The organism is Aggregatibacter segnis ATCC 33393, assembly GCF_900476035.1.
Classification (GTDB): domain Bacteria; phylum Pseudomonadota; class Gammaproteobacteria; order Enterobacterales; family Pasteurellaceae; genus Aggregatibacter; species Aggregatibacter segnis.
In genome coordinates, this window is record NZ_LS483443.1 from 994,850 (window position 1) to 1,013,743 (window position 18,894).

The 18,894-nt window shown below is 41.2% G+C and carries 17 protein-coding genes, 1 tRNA gene and 1 pseudogene; 7 read left to right on the forward strand and 12 right to left on the reverse strand.

Translation table 11 applies throughout. From position 1 onward, the window contains the following. Nucleotides 1-42 precede the first annotated feature (42 nt). Nucleotides 43-1,113 carry a metallophosphoesterase gene (locus tag DQN58_RS05040; protein WP_006717372.1) on the reverse strand — a complete coding sequence of 357 codons (1,071 nt, stop codon included), beginning with the start codon at nucleotides 1,111-1,113 and terminating at the stop codon, nucleotides 43-45. Nucleotides 1,114-1,321: 208 nt separating this feature from the next. On the opposite strand from DQN58_RS05040, the gene DQN58_RS05050 reads away from it, so the two are divergent. The 6 genes and pseudogenes from DQN58_RS05050 to DQN58_RS05075 all read left to right on the forward strand — a co-directional run. Continuing rightward, nucleotides 1,322-1,651 (forward strand): YbaB/EbfC family nucleoid-associated protein, encoded by a 330-nt coding sequence (locus tag DQN58_RS05050; RefSeq protein ID WP_006717376.1) that lies wholly within the window; start codon nucleotides 1,322-1,324, stop codon nucleotides 1,649-1,651. Nucleotides 1,652-1,726: 75 nt separating this feature from the next. Beyond that, nucleotides 1,727-2,329 (forward strand): recombination mediator RecR, encoded by a 603-nt coding sequence (recR, locus tag DQN58_RS05055; protein ID WP_006717378.1) that lies wholly within the window; start codon nucleotides 1,727-1,729, stop codon nucleotides 2,327-2,329. 27 nt (nucleotides 2,330-2,356) lie between these two features. After that, nucleotides 2,357-4,279: a DNA topoisomerase III gene (locus tag DQN58_RS05060; protein WP_006717380.1), complete on the forward strand. Its 1,923-nt coding sequence runs from the start codon at nucleotides 2,357-2,359 to the stop codon at nucleotides 4,277-4,279. Between the two features lie 160 nt (nucleotides 4,280-4,439). Continuing rightward, entirely contained in the window at nucleotides 4,440-4,790 is a 351-nt protein-coding gene (gene secG / locus DQN58_RS05065) for a preprotein translocase subunit SecG (RefSeq protein WP_006717383.1), read from the forward strand. 15 nt (nucleotides 4,791-4,805) lie between these two features. After that, nucleotides 4,806-4,891 (forward strand) — tRNA-Leu (locus DQN58_RS05070). 233 nt (nucleotides 4,892-5,124) lie between these two features. Continuing rightward, a pseudogene (locus tag DQN58_RS05075) lies at nucleotides 5,125-5,262 on the forward strand (excalibur calcium-binding domain-containing protein); the annotation flags it as partial. Between the two features lie 51 nt (nucleotides 5,263-5,313). Here the strand turns inward: DQN58_RS05075 and nhaA are convergent. From nhaA to DQN58_RS05125, 10 genes are all read right to left on the reverse strand, one after another. Then, nucleotides 5,314-6,480 (reverse strand): Na+/H+ antiporter NhaA, encoded by a 1,167-nt coding sequence (nhaA, locus tag DQN58_RS05080; protein WP_006717385.1) that lies wholly within the window; start codon nucleotides 6,478-6,480, stop codon nucleotides 5,314-5,316. Nucleotides 6,481-6,655: 175 nt separating this feature from the next. Further along, entirely contained in the window at nucleotides 6,656-7,429 is a 774-nt protein-coding gene (gene mtgA / locus DQN58_RS05085) for a monofunctional biosynthetic peptidoglycan transglycosylase (RefSeq protein WP_006717387.1), read from the reverse strand. Further along, complete coding sequence (trpR, locus tag DQN58_RS05090; protein WP_006717389.1) at nucleotides 7,407-7,715, reverse strand: trp operon repressor; 309 nt, start codon at nucleotides 7,713-7,715, stop codon at nucleotides 7,407-7,409. Before trpR ends, mtgA begins: the two co-directional genes overlap by 23 nt. A 32-nt stretch (nucleotides 7,716-7,747) precedes the next feature. Continuing rightward, complete coding sequence (locus DQN58_RS05095; protein WP_006717391.1) at nucleotides 7,748-9,982, reverse strand: transglycosylase SLT domain-containing protein; 2,235 nt, start codon at nucleotides 9,980-9,982, stop codon at nucleotides 7,748-7,750. A 94-nt stretch (nucleotides 9,983-10,076) separates the two neighbouring features. Next, nucleotides 10,077-10,373, reverse strand: coding sequence for a YciI family protein (locus DQN58_RS05100; protein ID WP_006717394.1), 297 nt, complete (start codon nucleotides 10,371-10,373; stop codon nucleotides 10,077-10,079). 19 nt (nucleotides 10,374-10,392) lie between these two features. Beyond that, complete coding sequence (gene yciA, locus DQN58_RS05105; RefSeq protein WP_006717396.1) at nucleotides 10,393-10,854, reverse strand: acyl-CoA thioester hydrolase YciA; 462 nt, start codon at nucleotides 10,852-10,854, stop codon at nucleotides 10,393-10,395. 3 nt (nucleotides 10,855-10,857) lie between these two features. Continuing rightward, nucleotides 10,858-11,409, reverse strand: coding sequence for a septation protein A (locus tag DQN58_RS05110; RefSeq protein ID WP_006717398.1), 552 nt, complete (start codon nucleotides 11,407-11,409; stop codon nucleotides 10,858-10,860). Nucleotide 11,410: 1 nt separating this feature from the next. Then, complete coding sequence (locus DQN58_RS05115) at nucleotides 11,411-12,169, reverse strand: hypothetical protein (protein ID WP_006717400.1); 759 nt, start codon at nucleotides 12,167-12,169, stop codon at nucleotides 11,411-11,413. 158 nt (nucleotides 12,170-12,327) lie between these two features. Continuing rightward, nucleotides 12,328-14,004 (reverse strand): DNA repair protein RecN, encoded by a 1,677-nt coding sequence (gene recN, locus DQN58_RS05120; protein ID WP_006717403.1) that lies wholly within the window; start codon nucleotides 14,002-14,004, stop codon nucleotides 12,328-12,330. Nucleotides 14,005-14,078: 74 nt separating this feature from the next. Further along, nucleotides 14,079-14,996: an NAD(+) kinase gene (locus DQN58_RS05125; protein ID WP_006717405.1), complete on the reverse strand. Its 918-nt coding sequence runs from the start codon at nucleotides 14,994-14,996 to the stop codon at nucleotides 14,079-14,081. A gap of 127 nt (nucleotides 14,997-15,123) precedes the next feature. On the opposite strand from DQN58_RS05125, the gene grpE reads away from it, so the two are divergent. Beyond that, the gene (gene grpE, locus DQN58_RS05130) at nucleotides 15,124-15,702 is read left to right on the forward strand and encodes a nucleotide exchange factor GrpE (RefSeq protein WP_032997785.1); all 579 of its coding nucleotides are present in this window, start codon (nucleotides 15,124-15,126) and stop codon (nucleotides 15,700-15,702) included. Between the two features lie 107 nt (nucleotides 15,703-15,809). Here grpE and DQN58_RS05135 read toward each other — a convergent pair whose 3' ends face one another. Next, a complete protein-coding gene (locus tag DQN58_RS05135; RefSeq protein ID WP_006717409.1) occupies nucleotides 15,810-18,806 on the reverse strand; it encodes a TonB-dependent hemoglobin/transferrin/lactoferrin family receptor in 2,997 nt (998 codons plus the stop codon). Between the last annotated feature and the right edge of the window lie 88 nt (nucleotides 18,807-18,894).

Below are 18,894 nucleotides of genomic sequence, written 5' to 3' on the forward strand. Positions count from 1 at the left end.
GTTAAATTATACACAGGGCTCGGTATTGAGAATAGTTCTTTTTTAATGTCCGACCAGATCGATAATTATCACTTCTGATTGCGACCCTAATCGCATCGGCACGCCCCAAAAGCCATAACCTGATGTGACAAAAAAGTGCCCTTGATTGATTTTTTCATAGCCGTAACTTAAGCGATAAATCAGTTTTACAACAAAATTTGCCGGGAAAATTTGTCCATTATGGGCGTGTCCGGAAAGCTGAATATCAATCGGCAAATTGGCGTGTTGTTCAATCTCTGTTGGGCGATGATCCATTAAAATCACCGGTAATGCGGTGTTGACACCTTTTAGTAATTGCGCCGCCGTTGGTCTGTTTTTAACGAGGTCGTCATTGCGACCAATGAGGGTAAAACGTCCATCAATCACGATACTTTCATCCATCACGGGAATGATCCCTGCTTTGCGCATTTCCGCTTCAATGCGTTGTTGATCACCAAAGAAGTCATGGTTTCCCAGGGTGGCATACACGCCAAGTGGGGCTTGCAGGTTGGCAAAGTGCGGTTGCATTTTTTCTGCTAAATAGGCGTTGACGTTATCATCCATAATGTCACCTGGGAGCAAAATAATATCTACCTTTTCCTGCCGCATGATGTCAGCCAACGTATCTAACTGTGTTGAACCAAACAAACGCCCTAAATGCAAATCGCTTGCCATACCAATGCGTAAAGGTTGCATTGGTTTATCTAATTTCACCTGAAAATGGCGAATGGTAGGCACATAAGCGTTGTAACAGGCGGTGGCGATGAAACTGAGAAAAATCACAGGATAAAGCCATTTTATTTGATTACGCCATTGTTTGAGAAGCAGGTAAAGGAAAGCCACAATCAGACTGCTAAATGTTGAAAATAATAATAGAGTGAGAAGCAAGGCGCTTACTCGAAAACTTTCGGCATAAAGACGCAACGGCGCAGTAGAAACCAAAATATTGAAGAACAAAAAGAGGATGATGCTCAGCTTGGTGCGTGTTTTTTGGTTGAGATTAAAAAGCCAGCCGAGCGTACGACTAAAACCGAATAACATGAATTGTAAGGCCAGCACGGCAACGGCCATGGTGATGTAGTGTCGGGTTTCCATAATTTTTCTGTTAAAAGTGCGGTTGTTTTATTGTGCGTTTATCTTCAAAAAGCAGTGCTTTTTTATCAGAAGAAGGGTGGGATCGGATAATAATATGGATAAAGGCACCGCGCAACGACACGGTAAATTGATCGTTCCCAATCGGCAATTTTTTCGCTAAAATGCCCACACTTTTTTTACTCAACTTTTTAATAACGGAAGAAAATTTATGTTCGGAAAAGGCGGTTTGGGCAACTTGATGAAACAAGCCCAGCAAATGCAAGATCGTATGCAAAAAATGCAAGAAGAAATTGCACAATTAGAAGTGACCGGCGAGTCAGGCGCAGGGCTAGTGAAAATCACGATTAACGGTGCGCATAACTGCCGTCGTATTGACATCGACCCTTCTTTAATGGAAGACGACAAAGAAATGCTGGAAGACTTGATCGCCGCTGCATTTAATGATGCAGTACGCCGTGCTGAAGAGTTACAAAAAGAAAAAATGGCGTCTGTCACCGCCGGCATGCCATTGCCACCGGGTTTCAAAATGCCATTCTAAAAAACGTCCGTAAAACTTACCGCACTTTATGACTAAAGTGCGGTTTATTTTTTCAGTCAATTCACCGAGAACCTTATGCAAACTAGTCCCTTGTTAGAAAATTTGATCGAAAGTTTACGTGTATTACCGGGCGTTGGTCCTAAATCCGCACAACGTATGGCGTATCATTTATTGCAACGTAACCGTAGTGGCGGTATGCGTTTAGCACAAGGGCTGACTGAAGCTATGTCAAAAATTGGGCATTGCGAACATTGTCGTACTTTCACGGAAGAAGATGTTTGCCATATTTGCAAAAACCCTCGTCGTCAAAATTCGGGGTTGCTTTGTGTGGTGGAAATGCCGGCAGATATTCTTGCGATTGAGCAAACCGGGCAATTTTCCGGGCGTTATTTTGTGCTTATGGGGCATTTGTCGCCATTGGACGGCATTGGCCCACGAGAAATTGGCTTGGATTTATTGCAAAAACGTTTACAAACAGAATCCTTCAAGGAAGTGATTTTGGCGACAAATCCCACTGTCGAAGGCGATGCCACGGCGAATTACATTGCAGAATTGTGTTTGCAACAAAACGTCAAAGTCAGCCGCATTGCCCACGGCATTCCGGTGGGCGGTGAATTGGAAATGGTGGATGGCACCACGCTGACCCATTCTTTCTTAGGCCGCCGCGAAATCGGCTAATCTTTTCTCCTCTGCGTTTTCTTGTTTATGCGACTTTTTATAGCAGAAAAACCGAGCCTTGGGCGCGCGATTGCGGATGTTTTGCCGAAACCGCATCAACGCGGTGATGGCTTTATCAAATGTGGCGATAATGACTGCGTGACCTGGTGTGTAGGGCATTTGTTAGAACAGGCAGAACCTGATGCCTATGATGCGCGTTTCAAACAATGGCGCTTAGAGGATTTGCCGATTGTGCCGCAAAAGTGGCAGTTAATTCCGAAAAAAGAAACCTATAAACAGCTAAAGACCGTTGAAAAGTTGGTGCAGCAAGCGGACATCCTCGTCAACGCAGGCGATCCGGATCGTGAAGGGCAATTACTGGTGGACGAAGTGTTCAGTTATCTCAATTTACCACCGGAAAAACGCAATGCCATTCAGCGTTGTTTAATCAGCGACTTGAACCCAAGCGCGGTAGAAAAAGCCATCAAAAAATTGCAACCGAATCGTGATTTTGTGCCACTTTCCACCTCCGCGTTGGCACGTGCGCGCGCCGATTGGCTCTATGGCATTAACATGACACGGGCTTATACCATTCGAGGCAGACAGGCTGGTTATAACGGCGTGCTTTCCGTTGGGCGGGTACAAACGCCCGTACTTGGCCTTATCGTACGCCGTGATTTGGAAATTGAACATTTCCAACCAAAGGATTTCTTTGAGGTGTTGGCTTGGTTGCGTGACCCAAAAGAGGAAAAAACACCGAAGAAATCGACCGCACTTTTTTCTGCGTTGTGGCAGCCGAGCAAAGCCTGTGAAGATTATCTGGACGAGGATGGGCGCGTATTATCTCATGCACTGGCAGAAAATGTGGTGAAGCGCATTACCGACCAACCGGCGGAAGTGACGGATTATTCGGATAAACGGGAAAAAGAAACAGCACCGTTGCCCTATTCCTTGTCAGCGTTGCAAATTGATGCTGCCAAGCGGTTCGGGATGTCCGCACAGGAAGTGCTGGATACCTGTCAACGTTTGTATGAAACCCATAAATTGATCACTTACCCACGTTCTGATTGTCGTTATTTGCCAAAAGAACATTTTACGGATCGCATGGCGGTGATGAATGCTATTTCTACCCATTTAACGCAATTTCAACCTTTGCCGGAAATTATTGATCCTGAACAAAAAAATCGTTGTTGGAATGATAAAAAAGTCGAAGCGCACCATGCCATCATCCCGACGGCAAAGAACCGCCCGGTGAGTTTGACTCCGGCGGAACAAAATATTTATTTTCTGATTGCTCGACAATACCTCATGCAGTTCTGCCCGGATGCAGAATACCGTAAATGTAAAATCACCTTGAATATTGCCGGAGGAACTTTTATCGCGCAGGCGCGTAATTTGCAAATTGCCGGTTGGAAACAGCTTTGGGGTAAAGAAGACAGCGACGATGAACAGCAAGATACGCTGCTGCCGGTCGTCAAAAAAGGGCAAATGTTGCATTGCGAAAAGGGTGAAATTATCAGTAAAAAAACGCAACCGCCAAAACCTTTTACAGATGCGACCTTGCTTTCTGCAATGACAGGCATTGCTCGTTTCGTGCAAGACAAAGAATTGAAAAAAATTTTGCGTGAAACCGATGGGTTAGGCACGGAAGCGACGCGTGCAGGAATTATTGAATTATTGTTTAAGCGTGGTTTTCTCTATAAAAAAGGCCGTAATATTCACAGCACCGAGGCGGGACGAATTTTAATTAACGCCTTACCAGATATGGCAACGCAGCCTGACATGACGGCACATTGGGAGTCACAGCTTGATGGCATTAGCCGTAAACAAGCAAGTTATCAGCAATTCATGCAAAACCTCACCCAGCTTTTGCCTGAATTATTGCACTACATTAATTTTTCCGCTTTACGCGAGTTGAGTCGGCATAATCCAGGTGTGAACAAGACCGTACCGAGGGCAAAGAAAAGTTAATGAGGCCTAAAAGTGCGGTCGTTTTTCAAAATGTTTTTTACTGATCGAATTTGCACCAAACAGCGTAAAAATACATAAAACAACTTGCGGAGCGCCGAGATATCCGCTAATATCTGCGCCGTTATTTTTCATTAGAATTTGCTAAATCAGAGAAGATAAAATGTACTCAGCGTTGTTAATCATTTATTTGGTCGTTTCCATTGCCCTTATCGCTTTTATCCTGTTACAACAAGGTAAAGGTGCGGATGCCGGTGCATCTTTCGGTGGTGGCGCATCCGGTACCGTTTTTGGTTCTGCCGGTGCAGGTAACTTCCTTTCTAGAACAACAGCTGTTTTAGCGATTATTTTCTTTGTTATTAGTATCGTTATCGGTAACATCAATTCGCACAAAAACAATGCAAAACAGGGCGCATTTGATGACTTATCCGGAACTGCTGAACAAATTCAGCAACAACAGCAAAAAGCACCTGCTGTGTTAGACACAAAAAATAGCGATATTCCTCAACAATAAAATTTATCAAATTAAGCTCTGGTGGTGGAATTGGTAGACACGCTATCTTGAGGGGGTAGTGACCGTAGGTCGTGCGAGTTCAAGTCTCGCTCAGAGCACCAAAAACAGAACCTAGCAGAAATGCTAGGTTTTCTTTTTTCTCCTTTTCTAAAATTTCCTTTCTGAAGTGATTTACCTATAATTGTGCTTGCAGTCACTGATTTTAATTGAGTCTGTATTCTGATTTCATCTTAAAATCCTAATAAAGGAATTTATTATGCAGAAGATATTTTTCATTTTTGTTGCACTTGGTCTGGTATAGTTTGCCGTTGCGAAATCAAATCATCATGAGGAGTTCAGTTGTGATGAGCGGAAGTATTGCAAAGAAATGCGTTCTTGTGCTGAAGCGAAATACCACTTTAATGTCTGTGGTGAGGGGCGTCTTGATCGGGATAATGATGGGATTCCTTGTGAAAATGTTTGTCGCAGATAGTTCATCGATATAAAAAAGCCTTGCTGATTAGCAAGGCTTTCTTTTTGCCGCTTAAGCTTGAGCGGTTGTTTTTCTTAATAAAACATAGCCAACAACAGCGGACACACCTGATCCCAATAAAATCCCTAATCGAGATAGCGTATCAAAGCTGTTATATGCCGCTTCACCGAAAGCAAGACCTGCTAGGAACATCGACATGGTAAAACCGATGCCGCAGAGTATTGCAATAGCAAAAATTTGAGCGAAATTAACCCCTTGTGGTAACTGGGCAAGACGTAATTTGACCGATAGGTAACTAAATAGAAATACGCCTAATGGTTTTCCAACGATTAATCCGAGTGCGATACCAAGAGTAAGAGGCGAATTAAGGCTGGATAAGCCCACGTTTTCTAAAGGAACTCCCGCGTTAGAAAAAGCAAATAACGGTAGAATTAAATAAGAGCACCAAGGCGCCAGAATATGTTCAAATTGGTGTAATGGGCTTGAACCGTTACGACCTTCCATTGGAATGCAAAAACCAATAATGACGCCAGCGAGAGTCGCGTGTACGCCGGATTTTAATACGGATGCCCATAAAATCAAGCCGACGACCATATAAGCGCAAAGAGCGCTGACTTTAAAGCGATTCATGGTGACTAAAATACTGATGGTTACCACAGCGATAATCAGTGCCGGGGTACTGAGTTCATGTGAGTAGAAGATCGCAATGACGATAATAGCACCAAGGTCGTCAATAATGGCAAGTGCCAATAAAAATACTTTGAGTGGTAAAGGGACGCGCTTACCTAAAAGAGCAACGATCCCAATGGCAAAGGCAATATCTGTGGCCATAGGAATTGCCCAGCCGGAATAGATTTCCGGTGTACCTTGGGCAACCATAAAATAGATTAATGCCGGTACCACCATCCCACCAATTGCCGCAATAGCAGGGAAAATCGCTTGTTGATAGCTTGATAGTGAACCTTCCAACATTTCACGCTTGACTTCCATACCAACCAAAACGAAAAAGACTGCCATAAAGCCGTCGTTGACCCACATTAATAAAGGTTTAGCAATGCTGAAAGCACCGAACTGAACGCTGACCGGTGTATCGAGGAAACCGAAGTAATGTTGATTAAAAGAGGTGTTGGCAAGCAGGATAGCCATTGAGGCAAAAAGTAATAATAGTATGCCGCCTGCTGCTTCTGATTGGAAAAATGTTTGAATACGCCTAATCAATGTGAATACTCCCCAAAATAGATAAATAATTTAAAAATAAAATATAGATAAGGATTAAGGAAGTTACCTTAATTTGATATTTTTTTCAAGAAAATGGCGAATTTATTAATCAAAAAGTATTTAATTAAGGTTTTTTTAGTAATTTATTTATTTTTGATTTTGAAATAAATCGGAACTAATTGAGCGTTTCTAAGTATGATTTACCCAATTGTTCCATTTGACGTTGAATCCAAAGCTGTCTGCGCTTGGTATAAGCACTCGGGGCATTGGCTTTATAAATGAGCGGATTGGGCAGCGTGGCGGCTAAAAGTGCGGCTTCATTTTGCGATAAATTTTTGGCCGGTTTTTTGAAGTAAAAACGGCTGGCAGCCTCTACGCCATAAATGCCTTCGCCAAATTCCGCGATGTTTAAATACACTTCGAGAATACGCTTTTTGGACCACAAGGTTTCTAACATTAAGGTTGCCGGCACTTCGATTGCTTTGCGTAACCAACTTTGTCCATGCCATAAATAGAGATTTTTGGCAGTTTGTTGAGAAATGGTGGAGGCACCACGGATTCGATTGCTTTTTTGATTATGCAGAAAAGCCCGTTTAATTGCGGTGAAATCAAAGCCGTAGTGTTCGGGGAAATTCTGATCTTCAGCCGCAATCACCGCCAGTTGCATTTGCCAAGAAATATCCTCTAAGCTCACCCAATCGTAGCGTGTTTGATAAGTAAAATCACCGGACAAAATATGAGATACTTTTTGTTCCAGCATATAACTTGAATAAGGAATGGGAATAAAACGAAAGGCAAAGGTGACTACTAAAGTAGCAAGTAAAAAACGATATAAAAAACGTACCGCACTTTGAGTGGGAAATTTCCTGAAAAGCCGTAATCTACGCAAGGATAGATTGCGCAGATTGGCTAGCTTGAATGGAAATTTAATGGTTTTTTTCTTGCGCATTGAGTTGCGTTTTTATCCAATCAATAAAAACAGGATCCATGGTTTTTAACATGTTAGATCCCCGAGTGATGGTGGCCGCACTGGTGTTCAGATTTTGTTGAATTTCCCGTTGTGGCAGCTCTTTATTAAGTAATTGGGCGATAATTTGCAGGCGAAGCCCTAACGCATCGCGCTCATCAGGGGTAAGCAATAAGGTTAATACATCCTGAGCCTTGCCTTGTTCAAAGGCGGTTTGCAACATATTGAGGAAGGCATTCCATTGTTCTAAATTGCGACTAATATACATATTAACAATCCTATACTATTAAACTAGTCCGGCTAGTATAGCCGATCAAATTCCTCTTTGCTAAAGGTTTGTGGCTCTTCTTTTTCTTGCAATATTTGATAGTAAAAATCGTAAGTCAGCACATTTTGAACATAACCACGGGTTTCATAGAACGGAATAGATGCCACAAATTCATCCATTTCCAACTTGCCATTGGCGCGCGCCAACCATTTTTCCACGCGATGAGCGCCCGCATTATAAGCTGAGGCGATCAGAATACGGTTATTCGGATATTTGGCGTTTAGCTCCGCTAAATGTGCCGTGCCTAGCAAAATATTATTGAGCGGCTTAAATAAATCCGCCTCACCCGCATAAGGCAATTTGGCATTGTCTGCCGTTGCTTTGGCAGTAGTTGGTAGCAATTGCATTAATCCGCGTGCATTGGCGGAAGATTGTGCTTGTGGGTTCCAGGCGCTTTCCTGACGAGAAATCGCCATGGCGAAACTTTTACTGACATTGGTATTTAGCGCGGCTTGCGGTTTGGTTTTGCTTAACGCCGGGCGGCTTTTGAGAGCAATATCATAATAATCGCTATAGGCAATTGGTAAGCGCAACTGAATGTAATCAAACGCTTTAGCAATGATGGAGCCATCCACACCTAAATCAAACCAGTTTTGTTGGTTGGCATATTGACTAAGCGCCATTTGTTTCTCTTTTTTGGCATCACCGGACAGATTTTCCAACAAGAAACGCCAACGCTGTTTAGCCGGGCCAAATCTTTCGAGTTGACGTAGTTCGGCAATTTCCTCCAATGTCGGTTTTACTTTTTTGAATTCATCAGCCCAATAAGGATCGGAGATACTCGGGGCAATAAGTAATTCAGGTTGACCGAAATCATAACCGTTGCCACGGGTTTTCAGATCTAATTTGGCAGCTGCCAACATTGGATAAAAACCCCGTTCATCAGAAAGTGCGGTCAATATTTCTTTTGTTTTTTTGCTATCGCGTTTCACTATCGTTTTGGCCAGCCAATAACGCCATTCTTGTTTTTGCTGACCTTCTATTGAAAGCGCGTTAAGCCATGGGGTTAAATCGGTCTTTTGCCAAATGGCCATACGCAAACGGCGTTCGGTAAGGTTATCTGCTTTTAATTTGAGAATTTCCGCATCCCGCCATTGTTGGAAATTCGGGCTTTCATTGTCAAAAAAACGACCAAGAAAAGCAATTTCCCACTCACGAATTTGCGCATCTGTTAATTGCCAATTTTTTGCCCATTGTTGATAGGGGGCAAAGTTAGGCTCTTTCATTGTTTCCGATAGAGTGCGTAAATAACGCGGAAAGGTCTGCACCACTGCAAATTTTGTGACGATTTTATTATTTTCTTCAATGAGTGGTAGTCTATCGGCCAATTCAGGGAGGGTTGCCGGATTTTTTAATAGGGATTCAAAGCGTTTTAAATTCGCCAAAACCATTTCGTCTTCTTTCGCGCTATCAATTTTATTTAATTCCGATGATAGCAACGCCATCCCGTTCGCATCATTTTGGGCAAAGAGTTCCTCGGCTTTTTGGTAGATTTTATCTTGTGTCCGTTTGCCATCAGAATACCATTTTGCCCAAAGTTGCGCGTCATTAGGGAGTTTACCGTTGGTTAACCAAAGTTGTTCATAGCGGGAAATAATGCTTGAGCTATTGGAGTTTTGCTTTTTATCTGTTTCATTTTTTATGCGTTCAAGCTGAAGTTCGGCATTTAATACGGCTATTTGCATCTCCAAGGAACTTGGCTTAACGCGTTGTGCATAATGAACTAATCCTTCCGTATCATCAGCATTTATTAATAGTGTGAAAATGCCTTGTTCCCATTGATTACGTAAAAAATGCGTAGGATTTTGCGCGATAACTTGTTCGATTTCGTGTTTTAATGCTTTTACTTCTTCAGGTAGCGTATCTTTACTCATGCTTTTAATGCGGGCATCAATGTAGGTGGTTGTCGCATCCATTTTCAATGGATAGTCTTTTAAAGACTCAATGAGGTTAAGATATAACTCAGCATTATCAGAAACGTTGTTATTTTTCACCGCACTTTTAAGCAGACTTTCCAATTGAAGGAACGTTGAACGCTGCTTAATCAAAAGCAATTCTGACTCGTGTTGCTGTTGTGTCCACTTTGCTTGTTCTTGCGCTAAATTGATTTCGTGGGGTACGGCGCTTTCGGTTTTTGCTGCCAAGGCAGAGAAAGAAAGTGCGGTTAAAATTAACAGAGAAATTGAGGTTCGTTGCAAGTATCGCATGGCTATTTTCCATTAGTCCTAAATCAAAGGCGGGTACTTAGATCCGCCTTTGTTATCATTAGTTCAACATGTTTCCGTGATGACCGCTTGAAAATTAAAATACTTTTTTAAACGGCTTAATAATGACATCGCCATACACACCGGCTTCTACATAAGGATCTTGAGCTGCCCAGTCTTTTGCTGCTTGCAAGCTATCAAACTTGGCAATGACGGTCGAACCGGTGAAACCGGCCTCACCCGGATTTTCATCATCAATAGCTGGGTTTGGGCCTGCGGTTAATAAACGATCTTCCGCTTGGAGTTGTTTCAAACGAGCAAGGTGTTGCTCACGCACTGCCAAGCGTTGAGCCAACGTGTTCGGTTTGTCTTGAGCAAAAATGACGTAGTACATTTTGAGTCCTCTTGTTAGTTTATGGCGTTTTCATGTGTGCCAAAGCGGCATCTAATTCGTGATTATTTTCGCGTGGAATGGCGCGAGGTTTGCCTTGTGGATCAACGGCGACAAACGTAAATTGCGCTTCTGTCACGCAATAGCGTTCACCGATAGGTTCGCTTGCAACTTTTTTAACCCATACTTCCACTTTGATTTTAATTGAGCTACGTCCAACGTGTAAACATTGTCCATAGCAACAAACTACATCTCCAACAGAAACCGGTTGAATGAAATTCATGCTTTCGACGGCAACAGTCACAACGCGTCCGTGAGCGATTTCTTTTGCTAAGATTGCACCGCCAATGTCCATTTGAGACATAATCCAACCACCAAAAATATCGCCGTTAGCGTTGGTATTAGAAGGCATCGCTAACGTTCTGAGCAGAAGGGTGCCGTGAGATTGTTGCCCGGTTTTGCTATCAATTAATTGAGGTGACATTGATTATTCCTTGTTTTTTTCTTGTTGTGTTTGAGGTAAATAGCGATAAATATAAATTCCGGTAATGAGAGTGGCGGCAAAGGTCATGCCGATGATGCCGAAGGATTTAAAATCGACCCAAATATCATCGGATAAATATTGGCTGATATAAATGTTGATTAACATACATAAAATAAAAAAGCCGCTCCAACCTAGATTTAAGTTTTTCCAAACATGTTCCGGCAATTGGATTTCTTTTCCAAGGAGTTGTTTAATCAACAGTTTTTTGAAACCAAATTGAGCAATAAGCAAAACCAATGCAAAGAGCGCATAAATAATTGTCACTTTCCATTTTAAAAACTCAAGATCGTTAAAATAGGCGGTTAATGAGCCAAAGAAAATGACTGCGCCCGCAACAACTTTTTGTTGTGTTTCAATTTTGCCGTATTTCACTTTTAAAATAATGAATTGCACGATAGTCGCGATCACCAAGGTGATTGCCGCTTCACGAATACCAACTAATTTATAAACGGCAAAAAAGAGAATTAAGGGAATAAATTCAAGTAATTGTTTCATGTTATGCCTTTGCAATGAATAACGTATAAAAACGGTAAGTGACAATCAATGCAAACACGTTGATTAATGCCGCAATGATACCGGTAATGACAGCCATGATGGCATTGCTTGACAAGCTGATTAGAAAACTTTCAGCCAAAGGCACGAGAACATAAATCAGTAAACAGAAGATAAATAACACAGCCGCTCGACCCATCGCAGCGCGCCAGGTAATTTTGGCGGAAGCACTTATGCCGACATCAGTTAATAAATAATGCACCGGCGCCAAACAAAGACGAATATATAAGCCGATACCGATAATAATCGCAAATAACGAAATAATGGAAGGCTGTACTTTTTGTTGAATGGCGATCATCGCTTCTGTGAGTCCCACAAGAATTGGGATAAAAATCAAAAAGCTTAGTAACATAGCACCCCAAATACGTTTTAGTGTCGAGGCAAAACTCTGCAAAACAGTACTGAATTGTCGCAAGCTAATTTGATGAATGGTGACTAAACACCATGCACTGATAAAAATATAAATAAACTGTTTAAGAAAAAAGAAAGTCACCAAATTGATGCCTTGTTCTTCCGAGATCGCCGAAGAAATTTGGTTGTTTGACAGAGAAACAACGATTTCATTTGGCAACATCGCTGATTGCAACAACACCATGATGATGTCGGCAAAAAAGTAGAGGGCGCACAAGACGATGATGTTTCGCTTTTCATTTTGCATGAAATGAAAGCTATCTTTAATAATTTGGGTAAAGTTTATTGGCATTTCATTTACTTAATTAAGACTGAAAGAAAAGAGCCTAATTATACTGACCTTTCAGGATAAAAACATAAAAAAACGGAAATTTGTATTAAAACAATTTTATTGTTTTTTCCATATAAAAATTGGGCGTTATTTTCGCCCAATTTTTTTGTCTTCTTCACTTATGCTGCAGCATCTAGCATTTCTTGTGCATTGGCTAATACGGCATCCGTAATTTTGCTTCCGCCTAACAATTTTGCTAATGCCTTGACCCGTTGTTGAGGGGAAAGTGCGGTCATTTTTGTTTCCGTTTTTTGATCGATGGTCGATTTTTCAACGGAGAAATGATGTGTTCCATGGCAGGCGACTTGCGGCAAGTGGGTAACACAAATGACTTGGCATTTTTCGCTGAGTTTTCTTAATAATTTGCCGACCACATTTGCTGTAGCACCACTGATACCGACATCAATTTCATCAAAAATTAATGTTGGGATGGCGGTTTGGTTAGATGCCTGTACCTGAATGGCTAAGGCAATGCGAGAAAGTTCACCGCCGGAAGCAATTTTGGCGAGCGGTTGAGCGCTTTGACCTAAGTTACTTTGTAGGGTGAAAATCGCATTATCTGCACCGTTTGCACTTATCTTGTCATAGTCACTATGCAATTCAATAAAAAATTCTGCGTGTTCCATCGCTAATTGTTTGATGGATTTGGTCACTTGCTGTGCTAGCTTTTGTGCGCCTAATTGACGGCTTTGATGAAGTGCGGTCGCTGTAGCAAGCATTTTTTCGTGAGCCGCTTGTTCTTGTTGAATGAGCATTTCTTCACTGCCGGAAAAATCTTCCAATTCATTCAATTCCGCTTTGAGACGTCGGTGTAATGCCACTAAATCTTGTGGTTTTACATTGTGCTTGCGCGCTAATTGCACGGTTTGTCCTAGGCGTTGTTCAATGTCAGCCAATAACGCCGGATCTTGCTCAATATTGCTACTTAACGATTGAATTTCATTGGTAGCTTCTTGCACTTGAATCAATGCTTCATTTAATAGATTTTGTACGTCGGTATAACGATTATCTAACTCGCAGAGTTCACTTAAATGTTGCACAGCGCGATAAAGTAGCGAATCTGCGCTGACCGTTTCATTTTCACTTAATAATTGCAAAACTGATTGGGAAAGCTGCGTTAATTCTTCGCTATTGGAAAGACGAAGATGATCCGCTTCTAATTCCTCGTATTCATTTTCTTTTAAATTAAACTCATCCAGTTCACTGACTTGATACTGTAAAAGCTGTTTTCTCGCTTCGTTTTCCGCGCATTTTTGTTGGAAGGTTTTGACTTGATGTTGCAAATTACGCCATGTTTGATAATCAAGGCTCATTTGTTGTAAAAGTGCGGTATGTTGACAGAAATTATCAACTAACTGCAGTTGGTAGTCGTTTTTCAGTAAACGTTGTGACGCGTGTTGTCCATTAATTTGAATGAGATGTTGCCCGATCTCTTTTAATTGGGCTGCCGACACCGGAATGCCATTAATGAACGCTTTAGAGCGTCCGTCATGATTAATAATGCGGCGTAAAATGCAGTCTTCCGGATTATCGGGATCTTGTAATTCGTTTTCTTGTAGAAATTGGAAAGCTGGGTTGTTACTGTTTAGATGAAACGTCGCGCAAATATCAGCGCGTTCTTGACCTTCTCGTAACATGGAGGCTTCTGTCCGTTGCCCGAGGCAGACACTTAGGGCATCAATAGCAATCGATTTTCCCGCGCCGGTTTCCCCGGTGATGACGGACATTCCTTGTAATAATTCAATATTTAACTGACGAACGATAGCAAAATTATTAATGGTGAGTTGGGTCAACATAAGCAAATCCTCTCTACTGTATGTTTGTCAGTATATTACTGTTTTAATATACAGTAAAGAGGGTTTGTTAATCTTTAAGAAAAGTTACGTAACCAACCTAATTTGGAACTTAATACTTTGTAATAATTGTAGCTTTTAAGGTGCAGTAAACGGAGAGGATAGTCACATTTTTGAATGTGGATAATATCATCAGGTCCGAATTGGAGCGCAACTTGACTGTCGCAACCTAACTCTAATTGAGAGGTGTTGTATTCTGCAAAGCGAATAGAAATTTTGCTGTTGCCATCCACTACGAGTGGGCGTGAAGACAAGGTGTGCGGAAACATCGGCACCAGTGCGATGGCGTTGAGTTGTGGGGTTAAAATCGGGCCACCGGCGGAAAGAGAATAAGCGGTTGAGCCGGTTGGCGTTGAAATGATTAAACCATCGGAACGTTGTGAAAACGCAAACTGATCATTGATATGCACATGAAAATCAATCATATGCGCAATTTTTGCCGGGTGGATCACCGCCTCGTTGACAGCAATACTGCTGGCAATAATTTCATTGTCACGTTCCACACAGGCTTTTAATAGGAAGCGTTCTTCTACAAAAAACTCGCCGTTTTCCAAGCAGGCTTGTAATTGGGAATAGGCGTTTTTCGGGTCAATGTCCGTTAAAAAACCTAAATTGCCACGGTTGATACCGATAAGCGGAATATGATATTCGGCTAAAATGCGGGCACGACCCAACATATTGCCATCGCCACCAATCACAATGGCAAGTTGGGCGGATTTACCGATTTCCTCTAAGCTGGCTAAATGTTTTGGCGGAAGCTCAATTTTTTTACCGATGTCTTGCTCAACCAACACGTGATAACCGCGTTCAATTAACCAAAAAAACAGGTTTTTATGCATTTGTAGGTTGATGTCATTTCTCGGTTTACCGACTAATGCAATGGTTTGAAACGAGGTATGCAACGTTTGCGGTTTTGCCGAATTTAACGTGTCCATATTGTTTTTACACTAACTTGAATTCAATGAATTGGGCACTATATTACAACAGAAAGCCTTTTACTCAAGTGGTAAATGCGGCATTTTTTGTTATAATCGCCCAACTTTTATTAATCGGAGAATGACAATGGCAGACGAACAAAAACAAGAACAAAACGAAGAATTAGAACAAGATCTTCAATCGCAAGAAGTGGATGTTGAAGAACAAAAACAAGTGGAAGATCCTTTGGAAGAAGCTATCGCACGCGTACAAGAATTAGAGGCGCAATTAGCGGAAACCGCAAAAAAAGAACAAGATTTATTGTTGCGTACTCGTGCTGAAATCGACAATATTCGTCGTCGTACAGAACAAGATGTTGAAAAAGCGCATAAATTTGCGTTAGAAAAATTTGCCAAAGACATTTTAAACACCATTGATAACTTAGAACGTGCCCTAGCCACGCCGGCAAATATTGAAGATGAAAGCATTAAGGCTTTATTTGACGGCGTAGAGTTAACCTTAAAAGAGCTATTGGCAACGGTTGCCCGTTTTGGTGTTGAGCCTGTAGGCGTTGTCGGTGAGGTTTTCAATCCGGATCTTCACCAAGCTATTTCTATGCAACCGATGGAAGGCTTTGAAACTAACCAAATCACCACCGTATTGCAAAAAGGCTACTTGCTTAACGGTCGCGTAATTCGCCCGGCAATGGTGATGGTAGCGGCGTAAGTTAATTACAGATAAAAGAGCGGTCAGTTTTTAAAACGTTTTGAAATCCGACCGCACTTTAGAAGAAAGAAAAAGGAGAAGTTTGAAACTTCTCCTTTTTTGTTGGGTTAGAAGGTAAGTTCTGCATTTAAGCGGAAGTTTCTACCTGGTGCATAGAAACGCTTGATTCCGGCACCGGTATTTTGATCGATTAAGTTAAGTGTTCCGATTGCGCGAATAGAACGTGCAGAATCCCAGGTGATGTATTTACGGTCAGTGATGTTATATACACCCGCCGTTAAGGTGAGATTCTTAATTGGTCTAGCGTAAACGATGGCATCTAAAATAGTGTAGTGTCCACTTCGCCAAGCTAATGTACTGTCAGTAACTCGTTTACCTTGAACAAGTCTATTTGGGTCTTCACTTTGTGTTTTCCAATACATATTGTAGGTATCGCTGCGTTTTTTCGGTGCAACATCCGTGATAAATAAATCGATCCCATATTTATCACCTTCAGTAGAGTAGCCGAGATTATATACAGATGTGGTTGGCTGAATGGCATTCATTGGGATATTGCCGTTAACTTTACCTTTTTGATGCGTCAACTTATAGCCTATTCTAAATCCTTGTAAAATTGGTGTTAGATCGCCTAGTTCAATATGTGAATTTACTTCAACACCAGTTACTTTTGCACCATCGCGGTTTTGGTTTTGATAGAACGGATAAGTTAATGCGCTGCCTTGCTCAATGGCTCTTTCTCCCATAAAGACTAAATCAATAAAGTGATCATAATCGGTTCTAAATGCACTGAGCGTGAAATAACTACGATCTTTATAAAATGTAAGCGCAACTTCCTTAGTTTTAGCAATTTCTGCTTTTAACTTGGTGTTTGGGGTAATTGAAAAGCTTGGATGCTTAAAGGTCATATACACTTCATCTGAGGTTGGCGCCCGGAACCCGTTGGAATACTTGAATTGTACCCGCATCCAATCACGTGGATCTAAGTTGAGTCCAATGTTATAAGAATGGTGTTTATAGGATGTCGTACGCAAGAGTTGCTCTAGATTTTGAGCAAAATTTTTGTTCATACAGTCTGTGTTATAACCACAGTTTGCACCCGGGCCGTAAGGAACCGCACCGTCAGGGAAAGGAACAAAAATCCCAGCAATAAGACCTTTCGGTACAGGAATATTTGGATTATAGCTTGGAAGATGTTTGATCTGGTCATAGCGATAATTTAAATCAAGCCCTACCCAATCGGTAAATTTAATATTATCACCTAAATAGAACGCATGGTTTTTTGTGGTGACCGGGATTAAGTAACTAGATAAGTTTCCGGTTTTAGCTCGGTAATTACCTGTACATGAACCGGAAGGCCATTTATCGGGCGCAGGTTTGCGTTCAACCGGATAAGTTCCATCAATCGGTTCATTACAGAAGAAATTATCAGCCCACCATTGCACGTTTCCACCCTGGTAGCCGTCTTTGTTAACCATGCTTTTTTCAGTTTTGGAATATAACCCGCCATATTTCAAACTATGACTAGTTTTTCCAAGATCAAATTCTTTATCAAAATCAAAATTAATTTGGTTGGTATCCGTATTTAAATCACGATCGTTATAGTCATTACGGCTATAGCCTGCGGAACGTGGGAATAAATAAGACAGTTCTTCCTCTTGTAATCCTCCCCAAGTATTTGGAATAGATTTTAATGGGATATAACCATATTTTTTTCCATTTGGTAATGTTTTAGTTTCGATTTGACGATCTTCAAAATGGTATTTACTTTCATACTTCTCATTGTTTTTAACAAATACCCTGTATTTTTTAGAGCAATCTAATTTTTCACAGTCAATCAATGTCGATTCCACAGATTGTTCTTTATAATCAAACCCGGAGAGTTTTTCACCTTTGGCGTTTCGGTATTCGGCTTCTGTGCTCCAACCGCTTTCAATACCTTTTCCTGTGATTTCTCCGCCTGTCTTATCAACAACGCGATAAACGCCATTTGATTCTGCTAAATGTAATCCTTGTTTATTTTCGACTTGAATACATTTTGAGGTATAACAATACTCATCTGTTCTGGCATTATTCGTAATTTTTTGCGAGGAATAGGAAACCTTAAAATGATCCCAAAGTGGGGTTTGGGTAAAGTTTTCATAGGTAAATTGGGTATTTTTGCGTTGGGATTTATCATTGGTTAACCGTTCTCCATAACGTTCAGTATCTGTTCTGGAGTGCGCTCTTAAGCTATAAGACAGGTCAGCGCCTTTGGATTTTAATTTGGAATCATCTAATGCCACACTGAAGCGATGTTCATCGTTTGGTTGAAAGCCAATTTTGATCAAATTGCTGTTACGGGTAATACGGTAGGGATCCGCTTTTTCACGAGTACGCCCAACCGCCGCATGATCGGCTTCCTCATTTGGATAAATATCGTAATAATAGTTTTCTATTTCATGACCTTTTCGTTCGGTATTAATGAAAAGCACGTCAAACCATTTATATTTTCCGGCGAGCGTGACGGAAGTTAGGTTTTGATTATTCATGGTTTGATAACCGCGTTTAATACCAATGTGATAATTTTTATTCAGCAAAAAATCACGCGCATCTTTTGTTTCAAAGGCTACAGAACCACCTAACGCCCCGCTACCAGATTTCATGGAATCAGCACCTTTAGTAATGGTTGCCATTTTAACGTTTTCTATTTCAACATCATTTCTGGTGTTATTAAAGTTACCATAACCTTCAAAGAGTTCTTTAAATCCTTGAGAGCTTAATGTTTCAGCTTGGCGAAGGCCATCAACCATAATGCCCACACGGTTTTCATCAACACCTCGCACGGCATAGCCACTTGATCCGGTTCTTCCTGTTTCAACAACAGTAATGCCTGTTTCGTAACGAACTAAATCTCGGCTATCCGCAGCTTGTCGTTTACTTAGTTTATGAGAAGTAATTTGTGTTTCACCCACTTTTTTCTCTTGTACATTGGGCTCGGAAGCATTGCCTGAAACGACAATTTCATTGAGCTGATCTTGAGTCGTACTGTTTTCAGCATAGGCAGTAGACATAGTGAGAGTAGCGAGAATGGAATAGGTGAGATAGTTTGGTTTAAATTTATGCATAAATTTATGGCTCCAGGTAAATAAAAATATAATTTATACAAGTAAAAATAATTTTTATTATTATATAAAGAAAGGGATGGACGTAAAA

Coding starts and splice junctions, on each gene's coding strand:
- grpE (WP_032997785.1), top strand. CDS start 15,124: ATGGCAGACGAACAAAAACAAGAACAAAACGAAGAATTAGAACAAGAT.
- yciA (WP_006717396.1), bottom strand. CDS start 10,854: ATGTCACCTCAATTAATTGATAGCAAAACCGGGCAACAATCTCACGGC.
- DQN58_RS05115 (WP_006717400.1), bottom strand. CDS start 12,169: ATGCCAATAAACTTTACCCAAATTATTAAAGATAGCTTTCATTTCATG.
- trpR (WP_006717389.1), bottom strand. CDS start 7,715: ATGTATATTAGTCGCAATTTAGAACAATGGAATGCCTTCCTCAATATG.
- recR (WP_006717378.1), top strand. CDS start 1,727: ATGCAAACTAGTCCCTTGTTAGAAAATTTGATCGAAAGTTTACGTGTA.
- DQN58_RS05125 (WP_006717405.1), bottom strand. CDS start 14,996: ATGGACACGTTAAATTCGGCAAAACCGCAAACGTTGCATACCTCGTTT.
- secG (WP_006717383.1), top strand. CDS start 4,440: ATGTACTCAGCGTTGTTAATCATTTATTTGGTCGTTTCCATTGCCCTT.
- DQN58_RS05050 (WP_006717376.1), top strand. CDS start 1,322: ATGTTCGGAAAAGGCGGTTTGGGCAACTTGATGAAACAAGCCCAGCAA.
- DQN58_RS05060 (WP_006717380.1), top strand. CDS start 2,357: ATGCGACTTTTTATAGCAGAAAAACCGAGCCTTGGGCGCGCGATTGCG.
- DQN58_RS05040 (WP_006717372.1), bottom strand. CDS start 1,113: ATGGAAACCCGACACTACATCACCATGGCCGTTGCCGTGCTGGCCTTA.
- DQN58_RS05095 (WP_006717391.1), bottom strand. CDS start 9,982: ATGCGATACTTGCAACGAACCTCAATTTCTCTGTTAATTTTAACCGCA.
- DQN58_RS05100 (WP_006717394.1), bottom strand. CDS start 10,373: ATGTACTACGTCATTTTTGCTCAAGACAAACCGAACACGTTGGCTCAA.
- mtgA (WP_006717387.1), bottom strand. CDS start 7,429: ATGCGCAAGAAAAAAACCATTAAATTTCCATTCAAGCTAGCCAATCTG.
- DQN58_RS05110 (WP_006717398.1), bottom strand. CDS start 11,409: ATGAAACAATTACTTGAATTTATTCCCTTAATTCTCTTTTTTGCCGTT.
- DQN58_RS05135 (WP_006717409.1), bottom strand. CDS start 18,806: ATGCATAAATTTAAACCAAACTATCTCACCTATTCCATTCTCGCTACT.
- recN (WP_006717403.1), bottom strand. CDS start 14,004: ATGTTGACCCAACTCACCATTAATAATTTTGCTATCGTTCGTCAGTTA.